Below are 22,775 nucleotides of genomic sequence, written 5' to 3'. Positions count from 1 at the left end.
CCCCCTTCTCTCCCCCCCCCCCCCCCCCCCCCCCCCCCCCCCCCCCCCCCCCCCCCCCCCCCCCCCCCCCCCCCCCCCCCCCCCCCCTTCCCCCCCCCCCCCCCGCGTCCGTGCTACGCGGCGGCCGGGCAGGTCATGGCGATGGTCGGGCTGCCGCCCGCCTCGATCCACTGCCTGCCCTCGTAGGTCTGCGTGCCCTGCGCGTACTCGTAGTAGAAGTAGAGGACGCCGAAGGCGACGACGGAGGGGCTGTGGCAGTCGGACTCGGGGGTGAACCGGTAGGCGAGCCGCACGCTGCGGCTCTCGCCAGGGGCGATGGGCACGACGGGGGCGGTCATGTTGAAGTACGACAGGGTCTGCTCGAACCCGCACGCGCTGGCGTCACCGGTGCAGGAGACGAACTCCGGACGCGAGCCGGCCGGGGTCGGTGAGGTCTGTTCGGAGGCGTAGGTCGTCACGTAGAGGAACTGCACGTCACTGGACTGGTGATTGGTGAAGGTCACGGTCAGCGTGCCGACCTGGCCGGGAGTCACGACGGGGTGGTCCACGCTCAGGGTGAACGACGGCGGGGGCTCGGCGGCGGAGGCCGGGTGGCCGACGCCCAGCAGGCCGAGGAACAGGGCGATGACGGCGATGAGGCGCACGCGCCTCAATGCGGGGGCGGGTATACGCATGACGGTTGAGCGTAGGGACACGATGTCCGTCGCGGCAGCCCCGCCCGGCGGATCCGGCCATGATCCCGCCCGCGCCCGGAGATGAGTACGGGTACTCAGGAATCCGGCCGGGCGGCTTGGCAGAATCGCCGGATGGACGAGACCCCCTCCCGCCCCGGGCGCCTGCGGCGGCCCGCGCGCACCGGCACCGGGGCCGATGTGGCCCTGGGCCTCCTCCTGCTGCTGCTCGTCGCCGGGGCGCTGGTCGCCCGGCTCTTCGACTCCGGTATGGAGGGCTGGGCCCGGTCGTACGACGGCCCGGCCGGGCAGGAGGCGATCCGCCGCCTGCACCGGCGGGACGGCGACTTCATCGGCTACGAGACGGCCGCCGTCCTCGTCCTGGCGGCCGTGGCCGCCTGGGCCCGCCGCCCCTGGACGGCGGCCCTCCTCCTGCTGGCCACGGCGGGCCTGGTCGCGGCTCTGGTGGCCCAGGCCCACCTGTCGGCGTGACGCCGGGGGCGGGGGCGGGGGCTACGCGTCCTCGACCTCCAGGCCGTAGGCGACGACGGCCTGGTGCAGTCCTCCCTGGTAGCCGGCGAGGGCGGGGGTGAAGTCCCAGTTCCCGGCGGTGTCGCGGTCGAAGCGGCCCAGGCGCATCGCGGTGTTGGTCTCGGCGCCGTCGGCCAGGTGCACGACGGCCGGGGCCTGGTCGGCGCCGGCTTCGAGGATCAGCGCCGGTCCGGCGAACCCGGCCATGGTGGCGCTCGGACGGTTCGCGGTGTCGGCCGCGGCGACGATGACGAGCCGGTCGGCGTCGGCGGGGAGCGCGTCGAAGTCCACCATCAGACAGGCGTTCGCGTCGCCGTAGCCGGTCACCAGCCGGACCGAACCGTCCGGCGTCGATGCGTTGTTGTAGAAGACCAGGTGCTCGTCCGACAGCGCCCTGTTCCCCTGGCACACCAGGGCGGCGATGTCGTACTCCTCCTCGCCGGTCCAGTGCAGGAGGAGCCGGGCGGGCTCGGTGGCCAGCTCGATCCCGGACAGGCCGTCGCCGCCCTGGTCACCGGCACCGTCATCGGCGCAGCCGTGGTGCGCGGCCGCGAACACCTCGTGGAAACCGTGGTGCTTGAGCAGGCCGACCAGTTCGGCGCCGTTGATCAGGGTGATGGGCTTGCCCGCCACGAACTGGTGCGAGCTCGGGCCGAACCGGCTGGTGGTGACCAGGACGCCCTTCGTCGCGGCCCGGTCGTGCTGGAGCGTGCCGTAGAGGTCCCGCACGGCCGACGGCGTGACGGTGTCCCGGTACCGCTTGACCTGCACGATCACGTTTCCGCCGCGGAAGGGATCCGTGTCGATCCCGCGCACGTCCACCCCGCCGTCCCGCGAGCGGGCGGTGAGCTCGACCTTCATGCCCATGGCCTCCATCAGCCGGGCTATCAGCTGCTCGAACTCGACCGGGTCCATCGCCAGGAGGAGCTGGAGCTCGCGCACCCGCTTGGCCATCCGGCCGCGGTTCGCGTTGGTGTCGTCGCGGAGGTGGCGGAACAGCATCCGCTGGGCGTGCCGCTCGCTGGTGTCGGGATTGCTGAGGCGATGGAGCTTCCGGCTCCGGGGCATACGGTGCTCCCTTGCAGGGGTGGCTGGTGGGGCAGGCGTGACGGTGGACGACTCGCCGATGCGGCGTCAGTCGTGTGTCGCCCCCGATAGTAGGGCCTGCGCCTGGACAGCTCCTGCGAGCATGAGCATGACTGGCGGTAATTCAGTTGTCCTGTGGGCGGAGGGAGTTGGATGAAAAGAACTTGAACTGCGGGGGCCGGTGGCAGATCGGCCCGGCCGTGGTGGGGGCAGGTCCTGCCGGACCCGGCCGAGGTGGGTCAGGCGTTGCGCTTGACCGCGAGGAAGCCGGCGGTCTGGCCGGCCGGGGCCAGGTTCTCGCCGGTGCCGTGGGGCTCGGCGCGCAGGACGGTGCCGGCGAGGGTGGTCCGCTGGTTCACCCCCGTGTCCCAGTGGTGCAGGATGATGCCGTCGTAGTCGTAGTGGAAGTCCGAGATCGGGGTGCCGGGCCGGCCCTTGCCGGTGAGGGTGAAGGCCACCGGCGAGGAGCCCGACACCTGGCCGGTCATGACCATGGCCTCGGCCTCGGTGCCCGGCGGCGCCGGGAAGACCAGCAGGCCGCTGACGGTGCCGTCCGGCGCGGCCGTCAGTCTCAGCTCCAACTGCGCGAACCGCAGTCTGTTGAAGTCCTGGACCGGGTCCGGCAGCTCCAGGAAGCTCCGGTAGGTGTAGGTCCCGGTCAGCTCGGCCGCGTCCATGGCTCCTCCTGAACGGTGCGACGCCATTCGGTCCCCCCTTCCAGCCTGCCGGGGTCGGCCGGACTCCGCGAGCGCGGCGGGGCGGACCGGGCCGGCCCGGCGGCCGGTCCGGGCGCTCGTCGTCACGGAGGGTGCAGGGGAGCCGGGCGCCCCCGTCAGCGGCGGCCGGTGCGGCGGGCGGGCGGGGTGATGCGTATCCGCTGCGCGGGGGGCGCGCTCTCCAGGTCGTGGAGCTGTGCGGTGATGGTGGCGCGCAGGTCGTCGTCGTCCTCGAAGGTGTGGTCGTTGAACAGGGTGTAACCCGTCCACATCAGGTTGGCGCAGACCCGGGCCGGTACCCGGCCGGTCCGGGCGCCCATGCCGACCAGGGCGACCGAGCGGATGCTGCCCGGCGCCGCCGTGTTCTGCCGGTGGACGGCCTGGAACGCGGCGGCGCAGGCCAGGGCCACGTTCAGGGTCGCGCTCACGTTCTGCGAGGACTCCTGCATGGTCGGAGCGGAGATCAGGAACGTCGGGTTGGTGGCGCCGGAGGGCACGCACACCGCGCTCCCGACCGGCAGCGCCCCGGCGAAGCGGTCCCGGATCGCCCGCTGCACGCGCAACTGGATGCCGGCGCCCAGGTGCCGCTTGACGGCCGCGTCGACCCCGCCGTCCATCCGGCCGCGGGAGTTGGTCGGGCTGACCCAGGCGTCGACGACCTCGTCGAGGATCGACCCCTGGCGGATCTCGATCTCCGGAGTGTCGGCGAACGCGGCTCGCCAGGCCTCCACGACCGGCGCGTTGATGTCGGTCAACACGACCCTGAGCGGTGTCTGCGGGCGATCGGTGGTCATGCTCCACTCCCCTTCGGGACACGGTTCCTCGAACTGGTGACGACGCTATCGCCGACCACTGACAGGGCGACAACGGGTCCGTCCCGCACCGGCGGTGCGCGGAACCGGGCCGGGCGCGGCCGGCCCGGCCGACTGTCGGACCGGGCCGGTACAACAGTGGAGTCCGCCGCAGAGGTGACGGGCCCTCACCGAACGACCGCCGGCACCCGGCGGTGGTCCGTCCGGCCGCCCCGTCACGTCCGCCGAACCACGGCTGTACGGAGTCACACCACCATGAGCGATGCCCACGCCCCCGCGCCGTCCGCCCCGACCGACCCGAGCGACCCGCTGGCGCTCGCGGAGCTCTTCAAGGGCGGCGGAGAACCGTGGCTTCCGCTGCTGAAGCCGGTCATCGAGGCCCAGCCGGACGCGGCCGCGTTCATCGGCCCGGGGCGCGGCCCGGAGGTCGTCCCCGTCCGCGAGCTGACCTTCCAGGCGCTCAAGCCCAACGCGCCGCACAAGTGGAAGGTCGTCGTCTTCGGCCAGAACCCCTACCCACGGCCGGAGAGCGCCACCGGCATCGCCATGTTCGACAACACCTTCCACGACTGGAAGGACAGCCAGTTCGGCCGGGTGGTCAGCATCCGCTGCATCATCAAGGCGGCGGCGATGTGGAAGCACGGCATCCCCAAGAAGACGCCGATCGCCGACATACGCGGGCTGCTGAAGGAACAGGACACCGTGCAGCCTCCGGAGTGGTTCCAGGCGATGCTCACCCAGGGCGTGCTGCTGCTGAACGCGGCGCTCACCGCGAGCAGCGACGGGTCGACGGCGACCGACCGGCACACCGCGTTCTGGCGCCCGGTCGCCGAGCGGATCGTGGAGGAGATCCTCCGGGCCAAGCAGGACGCCGAGGACGAGGAGGACCGGGGCGTCGTCTTCGCGTGGTGGGGCGCGCACGCCCGCAGCCTGAAGAAGGTCGTGCTCCGGCTCCAGCAGAAGTACCCCGGGGTCGAGGTCCGGCACATCGACCACGCCAACCCGGCCGCGCAGGGCGACATCTTCTGCGACGGCGACCACTTCGCCATGGTGAACGCGGCGCTCGCCTCGCTGGGCGCCGAGGGGATCGACTGGCTGCCGGCCAAGGGGTGGAACGAGGGCGCGGCGCAGGGCGGCGGGGAGGGCGGCGATCTCGCCGAACGCATGGGCGCGTTCATCACCTCCACGATGGAGCTGCACCAGCTCTACCTGGAGCGGCTCGCGAGCGTCAAGGACGAGGGGCTCGTCCTTCCCGCGATCACCGGGGTGTTCGACACTCCGCTGATGGACTTCCGCGAGGCCGTCGCCCCCGTGGCCGCGCTGCTGTCCGGTCTGGACCGGCACGTCGAGCGGTCGCACGCCTTCGGCCGCAGGCGGGCGGAGGAGGCGGCGGCCGGCGGGCTCTCCGCCGAGGCCATCTCGGCGCTCTACCTCTACACCTGCGAGTCCGCGTTCTACCGGGAGATCAACGCCATCCTGCGCGCACCGGACCGGAGCCGGGTCGTGCCGTACCTCCCGTACCTGCGGCTGCTGTTCTCGGCGGTGTCGCAGCTCCCGGCCCGCACCGAGCCGCTCTGGCGCGGGGTCTCGCTGGACCTGCGCGCCCAGTACCCGCTCGGACGGACCGTCACCTGGTGGGGCGTCTCCTCCTGCACCTCGGAGCTCGGCGTGGCGAAGGGGTTCCTCGGCAGCCGGGGCAGGCGGACGCTGTTCGAGGTGCTCCCCGTCCGGGCCGCGGGCATCCAGCGCTACTCCGCGTTCACCGGCGAGGAGGAGTTCATCCTGTTGCCGGGCACCCAGCTCAAGGTGACGAACGTGAAGGCAGAGCGCGGCGGCCTGTGCACCGTGACGCTGACGGAGCTGGAGGAGCAGAGCCTGGTCTCCTGACCGTGGCCGGGCAGGAGCCCGGGCGTGATCCCGGGCTTCTGCCGAGCGGCTCCGGGCTTCTGCCGAGCGGCTCCGGGCTTTTGCCTGAGCGGCTCCGGAGTGCCGGGGCCGCTCAGGCGCCGATCCGGTGCGCCGCCCAGAACGGGGCCAGGTCCTCCGCGGCGGCGGCCCCGGCGGCGGCCAGGAACGCGGGGGTGCCGCTCACGCCGTACCAGTGCGCGCGGGTGTAGCCGCGGAGCAGGCGGGCCATCGCGTCCGCGCCGATCAGCCGCCGCAGGTCGTGCAGCGCGCAGGCGCCGTAGTCGTAGACCACCACCCCGTACCGGTCGGGGTGCTCGTCCCAGTAGGCCATGCCGTTGGTGATCCGCTCCTCGGGGGCGGACCAGGCGACGCGGCTCCAGCAGTCCGCGCCGTCCCGGCCGAGGGCGAGGTCGGTGGCGTACTCGGCGAAGGACTCGTCCAGCCAGGGCTGGTGGTACTGGTCGTCGCCCACGATGCCGTACCACCACTGGTGCGCGATCTCGTGGACGAGGGCGGTCGTCTTCACCCGGTCCAGGACGAAGCCCGGGTACTCCATGCCGCTGAACCAGAGGTCGTCGTCCAGCACGACGTCCAGCTCCGCGTACGGGTAGCCGCCGAAGGCGCGGGCGTGCGTGTCCAGCGCGGACACGGCGAGGTCGAGCATGGTCCGGGCGTCCGCCGCACCGACTCCGGCCACCGCGTGCACGGTGACCCTGACCCCGCCGGCCGAGACCGCGGAACTCCTCTCGAACGGGCCCGCGGACCAGGCGAAGTCACGCACCTGCCGGGCCGTCGCCGTGGTCACGGTCCGTCCGGCGGCGCCCGGGCCGTCGGCCGAGCTTCCGGAGGCCGGGACCCCTAGGGCCGCCGGGTGGTCGAGCACCACGGTGAAGTCGGCGGCCAGCGCGTAGAAGGACTCCCCGGTGTCGGTGAACGGGTCGAGGTGCCAGCCGTCGGCGTCCCGCACGGCGAGCACCGGCAGGGCGTTGCCGAAGTGGCTGTACGCCCCGTGCCGCCCGAACCGCCCGGCCTTGTCCGCGAGTTCCGGTGCCCTGAGGTCGAGGTCGAAGCCGATGCTGTGGCGCCCCCCGGGGCGCAGCGGGGCCGGCAGGGCGACCCGCAGCACCGTGCAGTCGGCCGACAGGGTGGCCGCGGCGCCCCCGACCAGGCGCGTCACGGTGACGGCCGGCGCCGGGCAGCCCCCGTGGGCGTTGCCCCACAGCCGCAGGTAGACCTCGGGGAGGGGCTGCGCCGAGACATTGGTGAAGCTCACCCGCTCGTGGCCGGTCCAGCGGGCGCCCGAGGAGTCCCCGGTCAGCGCGACGGTGTAGGCGGCCGACGCCGGTGTGCCGGCCGGTTCGGCGGACCGCTCCCGGCCGGGCGGGGCGAAGCCCGTCGCGGTGGCGACCAGCGCCAGGCAGGCGAGCAGCGCGGCCAGCAGCCGGGCCGGCGGACGGCCCGGCGGACGGCCCGGCGGACGGCCCGGTGGGCAGTCCGCGGGGGCCGCCCGGGAGCCGTGGCCCAGGGACGGGGCCGGGGACCGGTCTGGGGACGGCCCCACGGACGGGCCCGGGGCGCCGGCGGACGGCGGCCGTCCGGCCGGGCGGTGCGGCGGCACGGCCGGACGGGTCCCGTCCCGGCCCGGGGTGCGGGACGGGACGGGACCGGGGGTCGGTCGGAGGACGGTCACCGGGCGCCGCTGCCCTCCCGCTGCCGCAGTACCGCCAGGTCGACCGCCCGGTCGACGGCCGCCAGGCCGGCGGCGAGGTCCGTGTGAACCACGTACTCCACCGAGGCCACCGTGTGCAGGCCCTGGACCAGGAAGGTGTACTCCCGGTCGCGCTCCAGCAGCAGCACGATCGGCTTGTCGAAGGCGCTGGCCCAGCCGATCTCGATGTGGGTGCCCGGCGAGGCCGGGTGGCCGGGCAGGGCGACGAACACGTCGGCCTTGCGGATCTCGTCCTGGTCGAGCTTCGTGCACTGCTCCGGCCGCATCAGCTCCGCCCCCCAGGCCTCGCGGCGGTGGGCGTTGTGCACGGCGAGTCCCTGCGACTCGAAGTGCTTGATCAGGATGTCGAACGGGGCCCGCGACTCGGCGGACATCTCTCCGGTCTCCGGGTCCAGGAGCTGGATGAACGGGCCGGCGAGGAACACCGACCGGATGCCCAGGTCGGGGCGGGAGCCGTTGGTCAGGGTGATGCTCATGGGGGGAGGTACCTCCGGAACAGCGCCGGTGCGCGGGGTGGGTGGGGGTCGGCCGGCGGGGCGGTCACGGGCCGGACCGGCCGAGGGGGAGCGGTGGACCGGTCAGTCCTTGAGGAAGCACTGGATGAAGGCGTCACCGCTGGTGCCGCCGTGGGTGTACTCGGTGGTGTCGTAGGCGACGAAGGGGTGCCGCTCGACCCGGATCGAGCGGAAGTGCGGCAGGTACTGCCAGCGCAGCTCCGGCTTGGTGCTGAAGAAGGGGATGAACACTCCGCCGGGGCGCAGCACCCGGACGACCTCGGGCATGGTCCTGGCCCACAGCTCGGCGTCGGTCCAGACGTCCATGTCGAGGGCCGGGTCGAAGAACATCCCGTCGATGCTCTCGGACGGCAGCTCGAAGATCCGCTGGAAGAAGTTGCCGCGCTCGATGGCGAGGTTGCCGGGCAGCTCGGGGTGGCGGGCCCGGAAGAGGTCCTCGACCTCGTCGAAGAGCTCCAGCACGGTGTGCCGGCGGGTCGCCGGGTTGCCCGCGATCCGCAGCGCGGACAGGCCGAGGCCCAGCCCCACCTCGTAGAAGTCCTGGCCGTACTCGCAGAGCATGTCCGCGCTGGCCCACATCAGGTCCCGCTCCCAGGCCTGCATGGCCTGCTCGCCGCCGATGCTGAGGGTCACCTCGCCGTTCTGCTCGATCAGTTCGATCGCCGGCTTGGTCTGGCTCTCCATGGTTCTCCTTGGGTTGTGCGGTGGGTCAGGCGCTGCGGGGGACGACCCCGAAGTGGCGCCGGGCCGTCGAGACGGCGAGGTCCTGCACGGCGAACACCGTGAAGTAGTAGGCCTGCGGGGCGGTGTCGGCGGCGAACCGCACACGGAACCCCACCTCCTCGGGCCGGCCGCCGGTCAGCCGGAGCCGGGTGGTGACCGGCTCGACCGTGGTGTCCTCGCGCAGGTAGCTCGGGACGAAGAGGCCGAGGCGGACGGGGCCGCTCCGGGCCGCGGTGACCACGGCCCGGATCTCCAGCACCCCGCCCTGCTCGACCTCGTCGGGGGCGTGGGCGAGCAGCGCGGGGGAGTCCGGGAGCCGGAAGGTGACGTCGCCGCAGCGCATGCAGACGGCGCAGGTGGTGTCCAGGATGTGCGGGAGCAGGCCGCGCCGGGTGAACTCCTGGGCGGGGCGGCCGCAGTGGCAGGTGACCTCGCGCACCTGCGGGTCCAGGCTGCTGCGGTCGCCGAAGTGCGCGGGGTAGTTCATCAGTTCGTGCTCGGGGTTGGCCGCGACCTGTTCGGTGATCACGTGGTCGAGGGACTGCAGGTCGGCCGTCAGCGAGTCGTGGATCTGCTCGGGCGACTGGTCGGCGAGATGGGTCGGCCGCGCCACCCAGAGGTCGACCTTCCGGGCGAGCCTGGTCAGCCGGGGCCGCAGCGGGTGGTTGTGCGGCAGCAGCTCCGAGCCGAGGTAGGCGGTGAGCCGGGCGCCCACGGTGAGCAGCAGCGGGTCGGGGCGGTGGTCCGCCGGGGCGGGCGGCGGCGGGGTGTCCTCCGGCGCCGCCGGCAGCCCGAAGCGCATGAACGCCGGGTACGGGTGCGACCCGGCCAGGCTGGCGTTGAGGGTGTCGACGGAGTCCGCGCCGACCAGGGCGCCGTGCATCCAGGCGACGTTCTCCGGCCGGTCGGAGTCGTGCACCGACACGGCCGAGACCACCGTGCGGGCCGGGCCGTCGAGCGCGTTCAGCAGCAGCTGGTACTTGGGGTCGTACAGCGCGAGGTCCGCGAGCGGGCCGCTGTTGCACGCGCTGAGCACCAGCTCCACGGCCTCCACCCGGTTGAGCGGGACGAGCTTGTCCTCGGGCTTGTAGCAGGGCAGTCCGTAGGCGCAGCGCGGGCCGAGCAGCCCGGGCACGGCCGCGGCCGTGCCGTTGAGGCCGCAGATCGTGAACTCGCCGAGGTTGACGCTGTCGTCCTTGCCGTGCCCCTGGAAGGCCACCCGCCGCCACCGGGTGCCGAGGATCCGGGCCTGGATGTCCTCGCGCTCGAAGTCGCGGTCGTCGAAGACCTGGACCCCGGGAAGCCGGGGCGGCCGGTCGGTGTCGGTGAACAGGCCCAGGGCGTCGACGTCGAGGGCCGGTTCGGCGTACTGCTTGGCGATGTTCCAGCCGACCGAGGCGTCGTCCCGGCCGCTCAGCAGCGTCAGCCCGTGCCGCCGGCCGCGGTAGGTGTCCAGCAGCAGGTCCCGGACGGGGTCGAGGGTGAGCCGGTCGTAGCGGCCGACGAGCAGCAGCGAACCGCTGTGCCGCGCCCGGAACGACGCGACGTCCGCCAACTCCTCCTCGGCCACCCATGTCCGGGCGAGCGGGCGGGCCAGCTCGGCGAGCCCCTCGGGCAGCTCGGCCGCGCCGAGGACGATCCCGAAGTCGAGCGGGTGCGGCTGCCGCCGGCCGCCGTACAGCCGGCCGGCGAGCTCGACGCTCTGCGCCAGGTCGGCCCGGTCGTCGGTGGGCACCGGCACCGGCAGGAGCTGCGGGGAGTCCAGGAACTCCCGTACGGCCTGCGGTAACTGGTGCCGGGTGACGGTGCGGAACAGGGCGGCCGGACCGGACGGCAGGTCGGGCCGTCGGTCGGGCCGTTGGTCGGCGGGGGCGGCGTTCATGGTGGACCACCTCTGGGTCGTGGGAAGGACGGATGGGACGGCGGCGGGTGCGACGGGCCGGCGGGGCGCTGCGCGGGCGGCCGGCGGGCCGCGGCCGGCGGGTCCGGCGGTCATACCGCGCACTCCACCATCGGCGCCGCCCGCCGGGTCAGCAACCCCCGGCAGGCGAAGGCCAGTGCGGCGGCCGCCAGGGCGGTGCCGGTCGCCACGGCGAACACCGCGCGCGGCCCGAGCGGGTCCATCAGCAGCCCGCCGGCCTGCTGGCCCAGCGCGTCACCGAGGACGGTGGCGAGCGAGGCCCAGGTGAACGCCTCGGCCAGGGACCGGCCGTCGGCGATTGTGCTCACCAGGGTCATCTCGGTGGCGGAGACCAGCGCGATGGGTGCGCTCCCCACGGCCAGCGCCAGCGCGAGGCCGAGCTGGGAACCGGCGAGCAGGGTCAGACCCGTCCCGAGGGCGTAGGCCAGCAGCAGCCGGGGGAAGCGCGTCTGCGGCGTCACCTCGGACTGCGAGCGGCCGAGCCAGAGGGCGCCCACGGCGCTGCCGACCCCCCAGCACGCGTAGACCACCCCGGCGCCGCCGGGAGCCCCGTGCCGGTCGACGAAGGCCGGGATGGCCAGGGTCAGCAGGCCGATGGGCACCGCGGACAGGGCCATCACGGCGGTCAGCGCCAGCAGCGCCGGCTCCCGCAGGGGGCCCAGCAGCCGGCGCGGGTCACTCCGGTCGGCGGGTCCGTCGGCGGCCGGGGACCGGGACGGGCCGGTGTCATGGTGGGCCGTGCCGGCGCCGTCGGCACGGGTGCCGGCGGCGCCGGGGCCTTCGGTACCGGCCGCTTCGGGGCCGCGGCCTCCGGTGACCGCGGCTTCGGTGACGGCGGCTTCGGTGACGGCGGCTTCGGTACCGACCGGCAGCCGGGTGTGCGCGAGCCCCAGCGTGCCGAGGCCGCCGATCACGGCGACCGTGGTGAGCGCCAGGCCCGCCGAGCCGACCAGCATCAGCGCCGCCAGCATCAGTGGCGCGCTGATCACCAGCACCTCGGTCAGCAGGGCCTCCCAGAGGTAGGCCGTCTCGCGTTCCTCTTCCCGCAGCGGCAGCCGCGCCCAGAGCGAGCGCATGCAGGCGTTCGCCGGCGGCAGCACCGCCCCGGCGACGACCGCCGCGGCGGGCTGGGCCCAGCCACCGGGGTGGGTGAACCACACGAGCACGGTGAGCGCCGCCGGGTAGGCGAGGGCGGTCGCGGTCAGCACCGCCGCCCGCCCGCGCCGGTCGAGGTGGCGGGCGATCAGCGGACTGCCGAGCGCCATCCCCAGCGTGTACAGCGCGGCCACCAGGCCGGCCTGGGCGTAGCCGCCGCCCTGCTCACGGACCGTCAGGACGAGGGCCAGCGACATCAGGTAGACCGGCAGCCTGGAGACCACGCTCCACCAGGCCGGCCCGGCCACCAGGGGTCGGGTGAGCAGGTCGAGGAAGCGACGGGGCAGGCCGCCGGAGGGGAAGGTCACGCGGTCGGTCTCCGTTCAACAACCGTACGGGGCGGCGGAGTCGGGCGCCGGGCCGCTGCGCGGGCGGCCGGCCCGGCGGGGTCAGGTGGGGACGGCATCGGCCTCCCGGGCCGGTACCACCTCGATGGTGAACCGGTCGAGCACCTCGCGCATCCGGGTCTCCACCTCCGAAACCGACCCTCCCACGACATGGGCGTACCCCGAGGCGTTGTGCGAGGCCCGGCGGGCCGCCACCCGGTCACCGGCACCGACCTTGAGGACGGCGTCGACCACCCCGGGCAGGCCCAGGAGCTCCTCCCGGGAGGTGATCCGGCGGATCGTCCCGGACCCGGGCAGGGGCAGCAGCAGGTCGCCCGCGCAGCGGCGCTCGCGGTAGTCGAGCTCCGGCCGGCGGCCGAGGTAGACCGCCAGCGTCGCGCCGAACACGTCGAAGCCGTACGCGTGCCCGTGGTTGGCGGGGATCTCGCAGCCCGCCAACCGGACACCGATCTCGCCCGCGTACACCTCGCCGTCGATCAGGAAGAACTCCATGTGGGCGTACCCGTGGTCGATGCCCATCCCGGTGATGACGCGCTGGACCAGCGCCCGCACGTCGACCGCCGGCCCGTCGCCGGTGCCGACGCTGATGTTGGCGTTCATCGCGCCGTCGACGATGTCCAGCGGGCGGCAGGGCATCGCGCTCGGCCAGGCGTCCAGCACCTCGCCGCCGAGCACGATCGCGCACACCTCCCACTCGGTGCCGCCGAGGTGCTCCTCCACCATCCAGCGCCGGGCGCCGAGGTCGATCCCGGCGAGGTCCCCCGGCCCGGCCAGCCGGTAGGTGTCCACGCAGGCGAACGAGTCCACCGGCTTGAGCACCACCGGCCAGCCGTGCCGCTCGGCGAACCGCCCGATCTCGGCGACCGACCGTACCCGGGCGAACTCCGCCGTCCGCAGCCCGAGTTGCCGGAAGCGCTCCTTCATGACGGCCTTGTCCCGGACCAGGGTCACCTGCTGCTCCGTCAGGTGCGGCAGGCCGGCGAGCGCCGCGAACCGCTGGGCCACCGCCTGCCGGGGCTCCGACGGGTTGCAGAACCGGGTGGGCGGTACCGGCAGCCCCGCCGCCCACTGCCGGTACCGCTGCGCCTCCTGGGCCGGCGCCGCGCCCTCGCGCACCCAGAAGGCCGGCAGGTGCGCGGTTTCGAGGAGGTAGTCCTCCGAGAGGTCCTGGCGCGTCTCGGCGAACCGCAGCAGGACCAGCCGGTCGGCCAGTTCCCGGGCGGCGTAGCGGGTGAAGGAGGACGGCCGGTCGTCCACCATCAGCAGCACCTCGGTGTCGTTCACACCGACTCCAGCACCTGGCGGACGGCCTTGGCCGCGAGGGCCTGCTCCTCCTCGGGCAGTTCCGGGGAGAGCGGTACGCACAGCGTGCGGTCCAGGACGTCCCTGGTCCGGGCGAAGCCGTCGTGGCTGAGGGCCAGGGGGGCGTCGGGGGCGTGGTTCCACGGGAAGCCGTCGCGGTAGAGCGAACGGCGGCCGGTGAGCACCGGGTGGTCGGGCAGCAGGTACTTCCCGAGCGTCCAGTTGGCGATGCCGGCGGCGCTGAGCGCCGCCACCGCCGCGTCCCGCAACTCCCGGCTCTCGCAGCGGAACCGCAGACTGACCTTGACGTCGCCGGCGGCCCGCGGCCGGACCTCCAGGTCGGGTCGGTCGGGCAGCTCGCCCATCGCGATGGCGTACATCCGCTCCAGCCCCGCGAGCAGCTCGTCGAGGTGCCGGAACTGCTGGCACTGGACGGCCGCGACCTGCTCGCTGGTCACGAAGTTCTCACCGAAGTGGGCGTCCTGGTTCCACGTCGGGTAGTGGCCCGGCACCCGGGCCGAGCCGTGGTCGTGGTAGCAGCGCATGGTCGACCAGGCGCCCTCGTCGTTGGTGACGAGCAGGCCGCCCTCGCCCGAGGTGAGGACCTTGTTGTGGTGGAAGCTGAACGTCCCGGCGTATCCCGCCGTGCCGACCTGCCGGCCGTCGGGGAAGCGGGCGCCGAGCGACTGCGCGCAGTCCTCGACGAGGTACGGCACCCCGGCCGGCAGCGGGGCGACGGTGCCCTCCATGTGGGCGACGATCACCCGCTGCGCGTCGGGCGGCACCAGCGTCGGGTCCATCGAGAGCGAGTCGTCGGCGTCGACGAGCACCGGGATCAGGCCGCAGGACAGCACCGCGCCGGCCACCGCGACGAAGGTGACCGCGGGGATGTACACGAGATCCCCGACGGCGGGGCGGGTGGAGATCAGTGCGAGCCGCAGCGCCTCGGTGCAGTTGTGGACGGCCAGCGCGTGGCCCGCGCCCAGCCGCTCGGCCACCGTCCGCTCCAGCCGGGAGGCCATGCTCTCGTTCTCGGTCTGGTAGCGGAAGAGGACCTGGTGCTCGATCACCTTCCGCAGCTCCGACATGTCGGACCAGTCGAGGTAGTTCGCGCCGTAGGGCAGGAAGCGCTGCCCGAGCCGCTTGTCGAGTGAGCTCATGCGGTGTCCGACTCCGTGATCGGCTGCGCGGAACCGTCGACGACCATCTCCTGGCCTCGGTGGTTGCGGAGCAGCAGGCCTTCGGGGATCTGGGTGTAGGAGGGCGGCGGGATGGGGATCTTGCCGATCTTCGTGGTGAGGACGTACTGGGGGACGCCGAACCCGGTGATGTGGCCCTGCAGGCCGGCCATGATCTCCCAGCCCTTCTCGACGGACGTCATGAAGTGCGAGACCCCGGTGACGTTGTCGCAGTGGTACAGGTAGTACGGCCGGACCCGGATCCGCAGCAGCTCGGTCATCAGCGTGCGCATGGTGGCGATGTCGTCGTTGATCCCGCGCAGCAGCACCGTCTGGTTCCCGACCGGGATCCCGTGCCGCAGCAGGCGGTCGACGGCCGCCGCGGCCTCCGGGGTGATCTCCTTCGGGTGGTTGAAGTGGGTGTTCAGCCAGACCGGGTGGTACTTGGCGAGCATCGAGCAGAGGTCGTCGGTGATCCGCTGGGGCAGCAGCACGGGGAACCGGCTGCCGATCCGGATGATCTCCACGCTGGGGATCGCCCGCAGACCGGCGATGATCTCCTCCAGCTTGCCGTCCTGGTAGGAGAGCGGGTCGCCGCCGGTCAGCAGGACGTCCCGGATCTCGGGGTGGTCGGCGATGTAGCGGAGGTCCTCGTCGTAGGAACCGCCCTCGTCGTCGCGGAAGTAGGTGCCGTCGACGTCGGTCGTGTGGAACTTGCGGGTGCAGTGGCGGCAGTAGACCGGGCACGCCTCGGTGATCAGCATGATCACCCGGTCCGGGTACTTGTGCACCACCCGGTTGGTCTTGCGGTAGAAGGTGTCACCGACCGGGTCCACCTCGGCGCCGGGGAACTCCATCAGCTCGCCGAGGGCGGGCACCGCCTGCTGCCGGACCGGGCAGCTGGGATCGTCCGGGTCCATCAGCGAGGCGTAGTACGGGGTGACGCTCCAGCGGTACTTGCCCGCCACCCCGGCGATGGCCTTCTCCTCGTCGGGGCTCGGGTTGATCCACTGACGGGCCTTGTCGAGGGTGGTGATGCGCCGACGCATGTGCCAGCGCCAGTCGTCCCAGTCGCTCTCCGGGACCCTGGGACGGATCAGTTCGGGGCGGGTGACAGCCGTGGGTTCGCGAAGGGTGTCGGACATGGCGGCTCCAGTACGACGCGGTCGACGGGTGTGAGGGTGGTGCTGAGGGTGCTGAGGGTGGGGCTGTGGAGGTGGCCGGGACGGGTGGGGCCGGACCGGCGGGCTGACGGGGTGTGGGGATCAGGACGGGGCCGGGGCCCGGATGGGGTCCGGGGCGCGGATCGGGGCGGGCGGCGGCTCACAGCGGAGCCAGCGCGAGTTGGCGCAGCGTGCGGGCGACCCGCTGGGCGCCGCGCAGGTCGTCCAGGGCCGGGTCGAGCAGGTGCCACGGGCCTGCGGCGGGTGCGCCGCCGGCGCCGGACTGCGCCCACAGGCCCGGATCCGCGGGATCCTCGGCCGAGGGCAGCGGCAGGACGCCGGCGAGCTGCTCGGCCAGAGCGCCCTGGGCGGGTCCGAGCGCCGGTAGCAGGGCCAGCGGTGCCCGCCGCGCCTGGGCGAGGGCGAGCGCCCCGAGCACCGGGGAGGCCAGGAACACGGCGGCCTCGGCGTGCAGCGCGTCCGGGTCGGTCTCGGCGGCCCGGCCCAGCCGCAGGCCCGGGCGCCCGGTGAGGCCGCCCAGTGCGGATCGCAGCAGGTCGAGCCCGGTGTCGGCGACCACGGTGCAGCTCCCGGTGCGGTGCAGCGCGGCCGCCACCAGGGCGGGCAGCGCGGCCCCGGCGAAGGCCTCCGCCTCGGCGGCGGGTACGCGCCAGAGCGAGAGCAGCAGCAGGGTGCCCGAGCGGGACCGGCTCCGGCCGGTGCGCTGCGGCGCGAGCACTCCGGTGGGCCGGACGCCCCGGGCGGCGGGCCCGGCCTCCGGCAGCCACCCGGGCCGGTGGACCCGCCCCAGGGCGCGCTCCGGCGGCGCGTCGACCGCCGGGTTGTCGGCCGCCGGAGTGCCGGCCGGCAGGTGCTCGGTCGGCGGGCCGCCGACCGGGTGGCCCGAGATCAGGTGCACCACCGGCACGCCCAGGCCCAGCATGTACTCCGTCCTCGCCACGTCGTCGCAGACCAGTGCGGCGACCGGCGGCGGATCGACGTCCGCGGCGCCGACCGGACGGAGGTCGCCGAGGTGGGCGGCCACCCGCCGCAGGGCGAGCGTCGAGTCCAGCTGGTCCGGTCGGGCGCTCAGCAGCACGCGGGGGCCGTGCGGCGCGCCGTGGGCCGCCGCCGACCCCGAGCCGGCGGGCGCGCGCCCGGTGGGCGTGGCCGGGTCGGTGCCGGGGCCCAGGGGTGCCGGTCGGTCGGGTGCGGCCGGAGCCTGCCGACCGGAGCTCAGTAGTGCCACGGGCCCACCGCCCCCAGTCGCGCCACGTCGTCGCTGTATCCGGCGGCGGTGGTGGAGCACCCGTTGCACACCGCGGGACCGCGTTCGCGGAACCACTCGGCGTGGGCCCGGAAGACCGGGGTGTCCAGCTGGATCACCCCCTGCTCCCGCAGCGGGGCGCCACCCGGCCCGTCGTCGCCCTCCCGGTGCGGGATGCAGCTGCACGCGTACATCCGCCCGTACTTGCCGTCGACGTAGATGACGTCGTCCGCGACGTGGCAGAGCGGTTCGGCCGCGCGCGGGGTGACGGAGTCGGCGAAGTACCGCTCCTGCTCCTGCGGGGTGTCGCCGTAGAAGCGCTTGCCCATCGGGACGAGCAGCGCGGCCGGATCGGCGTCGTAGATCGGATCGCAGACGCTGCGGACGTGGTCGGCGTCGGGGTAGGTGATGCTGCGGTCGAGCTTGAGCGCGGACAGCTCCCACTGGCGCACCCCCGCCCCGGTCAGGACCTCCTGCAGTGCGGGCATCTCGGTGTAGTTGTGCGGTCCGACGACGGTGTTGACCCGGGGCAGCACGCCGAGTTCCGCGGCGGCGCGCAGACCGGCGAGCCCGCTGTCGAACATCCCGGGCGAGCGCCGGTAGACGTCGTGGGTGGCGCCCGAGGAACCGTCCAGGCTGACGATCACCTGCGCCAGGCCGGCCGCGGCCAGCGGGGCGGCCATCCGGGGCAGCAGCGACCCGTTGGTGATGAGGGACATCCTCATCCCGGCGGCCGCTCCCGAGCGGACCAGCTCCACCACGTGCGGGTGCATCAGCGGCTCGCCACCGGTGAACCGGACGTAGCCCACGCCGGCCGCCCGGGCCTTGGGCAGCAGGTCGTCGAAGTCCTCGCGGGAGAAGCGGAAGGTGTCGCGGGAGAGTGCGAACTCGCACATGAAGCAGTCGGCGTTGCAGGCTTCCAGGATCCGGATGAAGAGGTAGCGATCACGTGCACGCACGGAGGGGGGACCTTCCAGACGACTCACGGGACGGGTGGGGCGGGTGACGGGCGGTGCGCCCGGGGCGGGCGGTCAGACGGGCCGGTCCGGTGCGGCCAGGACGCCGAGCAGGGCGTCGGCCACCTGGACCGCTCCGCCGGTGCCGACCGCGGTGGTGAGCGCGCCCCAGTCGTGGACCGCGGTGGACCGGCGCAGCGCCTCCAGGACGCCGTCGCGCAGGGCGTGGCGGACGGCCGGGCGGTCGTCGCCGAGCGCGGCCCGCCCGATCGAGTCGTAGATCAGCTCCAGCGCGTGGTCCTCGCCCTCGGAGCGCAGCGCCAGCGCCTCCGCCTCGACGAGCACGTCCTTGGGCCAGAGCACCCGCAGCGGGGCCCCGAGCGCCTGGCCGTGGTAGCGGCCGTTGAAGATCTGGCTGAGGTTCTGCGGCGGCAGGCAGACGGTGGGGACGCGCAGGCCGCCCGCCTCCAGGAGGGTGGTCAGCCCGGGCGAGGTCAGCAGGACGTCACTGTCGGCCAGCCGTTCCAGGAAGGCGCCGTGGCCGAGCGGGCCGGTGGTCGTCCGGGGCGGGGCGACCGACTCGTCGACCAGCCGGCCCGCCAGCTCGGCGGGCAGGTTGCCGGCGATGTGCACCTCCTCGACCCCGTGGGCGGCGAGGGCCTCCAGGGCGGCGGGGACGACCAGGCGCGGGTAGTGCTCCGGATCGCCGAGCGTCGGCGCGCGCAGCCCGCCCAGGCTGACCAGCGCCCTCCGGTACGGACGGCGGGGGCCGGTGCGGCGGTGGCCGGTCGCCGGATCCGGGCCGCGGGGCCCGGCGATGACCGCCTCGACCCAGCGCAGCGCCCGGGCGTCGGCCAGCACGTCCAGGCACTCGGGCGGCAGCTCGACGCTCTTCTGCGCGCAGTACACCGTGGCGTCCAGCGGCAGCGCGGCCCGGTCGCCCTCGGACCAGAGGAAGGGCAGGCTGTCGACGAACACCGTGGGCACCCCGGCCGCCAGCAGGGCCGTCGCGGCGGCGCCGTCCAGCACGACCACGGCGGCCCGCACCCCCTGGGACCGCACGAACTCCTCGACGGCCGGGGCCAGTCGCCCGGGATCGGCGGGCAGGTCGTGCCAGGCGTCCACCGCGTGCTCGGCGAGCAGCGGGCGGCCCAGCCCCGAGGCCAGCCCGACGAACCGCAGGGGAGGGGTGGGCCGGTCCCGCAGGGCGGAGAGCACGGCACTGAGCTTCCCCGAGCTGCCCCAGCCGAATTCCGCGCCGACGAGTGCGACGGTGGCCGGACCGGACCGCGAGCTGTGGTGGTCGGAGTGCGAAGCGAGATCGGACGGCATGGGATATCTCTCGCCTTCCTGGCAGGGCCGACAGGGTCGGAATCGGAAGGAGCGCGGCGGCGCGGACGAACACGGGGAACGCCGGAGGGAGATCACGCCCGCCCTGCGGTTCCGCGTCCTTCGGGTACAACCGTTCCGCAGATCACGGAATGGCACAAGGCCTTTATCCGGCATTCCGACTTGCGAGTGAATTACGCGATCGAGCGACTAACGATGATCCGATGAACGGGAGTTGATGATCCACCAGGGCGGACGAGCCCGCTCCGCAGGCGTCGCCGAAAATGGATCGCCCACCGAGTGTCCGGCCGCTACAATCCGCGCATGGGCTACCTCGAAGCCGCCAGTCTCGGGCATGTTCTCGCCGACGGTCGCGAGCTCTTCCACGACGTCTCGTTCCGTGTACCGGCGGGCGAAACCGTCGCGCTCATCGGCGACAACGGCGCGGGCAAGACCACCCTGCTGCGCATTCTCGCGGGAGAACTCCCCGCGCAGCGGGGGTCGTTCCGCAGCCAGGGCGCGGTCGCGGTGATGCCGCAGTTCATCGGCAGCCTGCGCGACGACCGGACGGTCCGGGACCTCCTGCTCACCGTCGCGCCACCGCCGCTGCGGGCCTCGGCGGCCGCCCTCGACGCGGCCGAGCTCGCGATGATGGAGGCCGACGACGAGCCCACCCAACTCCGCTACGCGCAGGCGCTGGTGGACTGGGGCGAGGCCGGGGGCTACGACTACGAGGTGCTCTGGGACACCGTGACGGTCGCCGCGCTCGGCACGCCCTTCCAGGTGGCCCAGTACCGCGAGGTGGCGACGCTGTCCGGCGGCGAGCAGAAGCGGCTCGTCCTGGAGGCGCTGCTCCGGGGCCCGGCCGAGCTGCTGCTGCTGGACGAGCCGGACAACTACCTCGACGTGCCCGGCAAGCGCTGGCTGGAGGAGCAGCTCGCCCAGACCCGGCAGGGCGTGCTGCTGATCACCCACGACCGGGAGGTGCTGAGCCGCACCGCCGGCCAGGTGGTCACCCTGGAGGGCGGCACGGCCTGGACGCACGGTGGCGGGTTCGCCACCTGGGCCGAGGCCCGGGAGGCCCGCTGGCAGCGCGCGGCCGAGGTGCGGCAGCGCTGGAGCGAGAAGCACGAGCAGCTCAAGGAGCTGGTCCGGACGCTGCGTCAGCAGTCTTCGATCAGCGACGAGATGGCCTCGCGCTACCACGCTGCGCAGACCAGGCTGGCGAAGTTCGAGGAGGCCGGGCCGCCGCCCGCGCCGCCGCGCCGCCAGCGGGTCGCGCCGGACCTGCGCGGCGGCCGGACGGGCATCCGGGCGATCACCTGCCAGGGGCTCGAACTCAGCGGCCTGATGCGGCCGTTCGACCTGGAGGTGTTCTTCGGGGACCGGGTCTGCGTGCTCGGGTCGAACGGGTCCGGGAAGAGCCACTTCCTGCGCCTGCTGGACGAGGCCGGCCGGGAGGCGGCCGGTACGGTGGCGCACACCGGCGAGTGCCGGCTGGGCGCACGGGTGCGGCCCGGGCTGTTCGCCCAGACGCACCGGCACCCGGAGTGGGCCGGCCGGACGCCGGCCGAGATCCTGGGCGCCGGCGAGGGCGACCGCCCCGGGCTGGACCTGGAGCGCGCGATGTCGGCCCTGAGCCGGTACGGGCTGGCGGGCGCGGGCCGGCAGAACTTCGAGACCCTGTCGGGCGGCCAGCAGGCGCGGTTCCAGATCCTGCTGCTGGAGCTGGCCGGGGCGACGCTGCTGCTGCTGGACGAGCCGACCGACAACCTCGACCTCATCTCGGCCGAGGCGCTGGAGGAGGCCCTGGCGGCGTTCACCGGGACGGTGGTGGCGGTCACCCACGACCGCTGGTTCGCCCGGGTGTTCAGCCGCTTCCTGGTCTTCCGGGCGGACGGCCGGGTGGTCGAGGCCGACGAACCGGTCTGGGACGAGGGGCGGGTCAGCCGCGTCCGGAGCTGACCCCGGCCGGCCCGCGGCGGCCGCGCCCGGCGGCGCGACCCGCTGTGCCCGGCCGACCGGAAGGCCGACCGGAAGGCCGGCGGGACGGCCGATGGGAAGACCGATGGGAAACCCGCCCTGCCGTCCATGTCCGGCAGGTTGATCTCCGTACGCCGAAAGTCGCGCGGACCCGGGCGGCACGTCACCGGCCGAAGGGCGGGGCGTGGTGCGGCGCCCCGCCCCCGGGGCGGGAACGGGCGGGTCCCGGGGGGAGAAGGTGGCCAGAGCGTAGGGCGCGAGTGGCCGAAAATCAATACTGGACAAAGTTATTTAATTGCGAGTACGTTGCCGCCGTGTTTCCGAATCACTCGCAGCCGCTGGTCTCCGCGCCTGCCGAGACCGCCGTCCTCGCCATGCTGCTGGCCGAGAGCCCGCTCAGCAGGGTCGAGCTGGCCCGCCGTACCGGCCTGTCGTCCACCGCCGTCACCAAGGCCGCCAGGCCGCTCCTCATCGACGGCTACCTGCACGAACTCCCCCCGGAGCGCACGGCGCCGGGGGCCGGTCGTCCGGTCAACCCGCTGGCCGTCACCGCCGGTCGTGAGTTCTTCGTCGGTGTGAAGATCAGCGCCGATGCGCTCCACGCCACGGTCTGCGACCTCCGGGCACGGAGGTGCGCCGACACCGTCAGCCGTCCGCTCGGGGTCGACCGCGGCCCTGCGGCCGTCTGTGCGCTGCTGGTCGATCTGGTCGCCGAACTCCTTGACACCAAACCCGAGTTCAGGGAACGTACCCGGCACCTGGGGATCGCGGTCTCCGGGGACGTCGACCGCCGCCTGGGTCGCGTCCGCTATTCCGTCCTCCCGGGCTGGCACGATGTGTCGCTCGCCGAGACGGTGGCGGCCGCGACCGGTTTGCGGGTCACGGTGGACAACGATGTCAAGGCGTTGACCGTCGCCGAGCACTGGTTCGGCGAGGGCATCGGCACCGAGAACTTCGCCCTGGTCACCATCGGAGCGGGGATCGGGTCCGGCATCGTCGTCAACGGCGAGCTGGTCACCGGGGCCTACGGGGTCGCCGGCGAGATGGGGCACATCGGCGTCGATCCGGCCGGCCCGCGCTGCCACTGCGGCGCGGTCGGCTGCGTCGAGGCCATCGCCTCCAGCGATGCCATCCTCCGGACCGTCCGACGCGCCGTCGACGACCCGGAGCTGGACTTCGCCGGCGCCGTGCAGCTCGCCCGCGACGGGGACCGGGCCGCGCGGGGAGCCTTCGTCCGGGCCGGCCGGGCCATCGGGACCGGCATCGCCACCCTGGTGAGCCTCGTCGGGCCCGAGCGCGTCGTCGTCACCGGCGAAGGGCTCGACACCTACGACCTCTTCGGCACCCACATCAAGGAGGCCTACACCGCGCACTGCTTCAAGGCGGCCGCGAAGTGCCCGCTGACCCTGCGTCCCCTCCCCTGGGACGAATGGGCCCGCGGCGGCGCCGTCGTGGGCATCCAGGCGCTCTTCCCCTGAGGGGC

General features: G+C 73.9%; 19 protein-coding genes. 4 read left to right on the top strand and 15 right to left on the bottom strand.

The window, feature by feature from the left end:
- Positions 1–113: 113 nt before the first annotated feature.
- Positions 114–674, bottom strand: coding sequence for a hypothetical protein (locus ACZ4UX_RS17890; RefSeq protein ID WP_465707353.1), 561 nt, complete (start codon positions 672–674; stop codon positions 114–116).
- Positions 675–806: 132 nt separating this feature from the next.
- On the opposite strand from ACZ4UX_RS17890, the gene ACZ4UX_RS17885 reads away from it, so the two are divergent.
- On the top strand, positions 807–1,163 hold the full coding sequence (locus ACZ4UX_RS17885) for a DUF6234 family protein (RefSeq protein WP_465707352.1): 357 nt from the start codon (positions 807–809) through the stop codon (positions 1,161–1,163).
- A 21-nt stretch (positions 1,164–1,184) separates the two neighbouring features.
- Here ACZ4UX_RS17885 and ACZ4UX_RS17880 read toward each other — a convergent pair whose 3' ends face one another.
- The 3 genes from ACZ4UX_RS17880 to ACZ4UX_RS17870 form a co-directional block, all read right to left on the bottom strand.
- Positions 1,185–2,270, bottom strand: a complete 1,086-nt coding sequence (locus tag ACZ4UX_RS17880; protein WP_465707351.1) for a restriction endonuclease — start codon at positions 2,268–2,270, stop codon at positions 1,185–1,187.
- 257 nt (positions 2,271–2,527) lie between these two features.
- The gene (locus ACZ4UX_RS17875; protein ID WP_329486290.1) at positions 2,528–2,965 is read right to left on the bottom strand and encodes a hypothetical protein; all 438 of its coding nucleotides are present in this window, start codon (positions 2,963–2,965) and stop codon (positions 2,528–2,530) included.
- 155 nt (positions 2,966–3,120) lie between these two features.
- Entirely contained in the window at positions 3,121–3,798 is a 678-nt protein-coding gene (locus tag ACZ4UX_RS17870; protein ID WP_465707350.1) for a macro domain-containing protein, read from the bottom strand.
- 273 nt (positions 3,799–4,071) lie between these two features.
- Here ACZ4UX_RS17870 and ACZ4UX_RS17865 point away from each other — a divergent pair, with 273 nt between their 5' ends.
- Entirely contained in the window at positions 4,072–5,703 is a 1,632-nt protein-coding gene (locus tag ACZ4UX_RS17865) for an ADP-ribosyltransferase domain-containing protein (RefSeq protein ID WP_465707349.1), read from the top strand.
- Positions 5,704–5,815: 112 nt separating this feature from the next.
- Here ACZ4UX_RS17865 and ACZ4UX_RS17860 read toward each other — a convergent pair whose 3' ends face one another.
- From ACZ4UX_RS17860 to ACZ4UX_RS17810, 11 genes are all read right to left on the bottom strand, one after another.
- Positions 5,816–7,285 (bottom strand): M1 family metallopeptidase, encoded by a 1,470-nt coding sequence (locus ACZ4UX_RS17860; protein WP_465707348.1) that lies wholly within the window; start codon positions 7,283–7,285, stop codon positions 5,816–5,818.
- 125 nt (positions 7,286–7,410) lie between these two features.
- Entirely contained in the window at positions 7,411–7,929 is a 519-nt protein-coding gene (locus ACZ4UX_RS17855) for a nucleoside 2-deoxyribosyltransferase (RefSeq protein ID WP_329486286.1), read from the bottom strand.
- Between the two features lie 102 nt (positions 7,930–8,031).
- On the bottom strand, positions 8,032–8,652 hold the full coding sequence (locus tag ACZ4UX_RS17850) for a class I SAM-dependent methyltransferase (RefSeq protein WP_359803989.1): 621 nt from the start codon (positions 8,650–8,652) through the stop codon (positions 8,032–8,034).
- 25 nt (positions 8,653–8,677) lie between these two features.
- Positions 8,678–10,573, bottom strand: a complete 1,896-nt coding sequence (locus ACZ4UX_RS17845; protein ID WP_465707347.1) for a hypothetical protein — start codon at positions 10,571–10,573, stop codon at positions 8,678–8,680.
- A 110-nt stretch (positions 10,574–10,683) separates the two neighbouring features.
- On the bottom strand, positions 10,684–12,075 hold the full coding sequence (locus ACZ4UX_RS17840; protein ID WP_465707346.1) for an MFS transporter: 1,392 nt from the start codon (positions 12,073–12,075) through the stop codon (positions 10,684–10,686).
- A gap of 81 nt (positions 12,076–12,156) precedes the next feature.
- Positions 12,157–13,398, bottom strand: a complete 1,242-nt coding sequence (locus ACZ4UX_RS17835; protein ID WP_465707345.1) for an ATP-grasp domain-containing protein — start codon at positions 13,396–13,398, stop codon at positions 12,157–12,159.
- Complete coding sequence (locus ACZ4UX_RS17830; RefSeq protein WP_465707344.1) at positions 13,395–14,576, bottom strand: DegT/DnrJ/EryC1/StrS family aminotransferase; 1,182 nt, start codon at positions 14,574–14,576, stop codon at positions 13,395–13,397. Before ACZ4UX_RS17830 ends, ACZ4UX_RS17835 begins: the two co-directional genes overlap by 4 nt.
- Positions 14,573–15,739 carry an arginine 2,3-aminomutase gene (blsG, locus tag ACZ4UX_RS17825; protein ID WP_465707343.1) on the bottom strand — a complete coding sequence of 389 codons (1,167 nt, stop codon included), beginning with the start codon at positions 15,737–15,739 and terminating at the stop codon, positions 14,573–14,575. The genes ACZ4UX_RS17830 and blsG overlap by 4 nt, the downstream gene beginning before the upstream one ends.
- 178 nt (positions 15,740–15,917) lie before the next feature.
- Positions 15,918–17,006 carry a CGA synthase-related protein gene (gene blsF, locus ACZ4UX_RS17820; protein ID WP_465707342.1) on the bottom strand — a complete coding sequence of 363 codons (1,089 nt, stop codon included), beginning with the start codon at positions 17,004–17,006 and terminating at the stop codon, positions 15,918–15,920.
- Positions 16,994–17,983, bottom strand: a complete 990-nt coding sequence (gene blsE / locus ACZ4UX_RS17815; RefSeq protein ID WP_329486278.1) for a cytosylglucuronate decarboxylase — start codon at positions 17,981–17,983, stop codon at positions 16,994–16,996. Before blsE ends, blsF begins: the two co-directional genes overlap by 13 nt.
- 72 nt (positions 17,984–18,055) lie before the next feature.
- Complete coding sequence (locus ACZ4UX_RS17810; RefSeq protein WP_465707341.1) at positions 18,056–19,312, bottom strand: hydroxymethylcytosylglucuronate/cytosylglucuronate synthase; 1,257 nt, start codon at positions 19,310–19,312, stop codon at positions 18,056–18,058.
- Positions 19,313–19,633: 321 nt separating this feature from the next.
- On the opposite strand from ACZ4UX_RS17810, the gene ACZ4UX_RS17805 reads away from it, so the two are divergent.
- On the top strand, positions 19,634–21,274 hold the full coding sequence (locus tag ACZ4UX_RS17805; RefSeq protein ID WP_465707340.1) for an ATP-binding cassette domain-containing protein: 1,641 nt from the start codon (positions 19,634–19,636) through the stop codon (positions 21,272–21,274).
- A 332-nt stretch (positions 21,275–21,606) separates the two neighbouring features.
- Positions 21,607–22,770, top strand: coding sequence for an ROK family protein (locus tag ACZ4UX_RS17800; RefSeq protein ID WP_465707339.1), 1,164 nt, complete (start codon positions 21,607–21,609; stop codon positions 22,768–22,770).
- Positions 22,771–22,775: the final 5 nt, after the last annotated feature.

It is taken from the genome of Kitasatospora sp. NPDC028961, from assembly GCF_055564815.1.
This window is presented reverse-complemented; position numbering and strand designations above follow the sequence as displayed.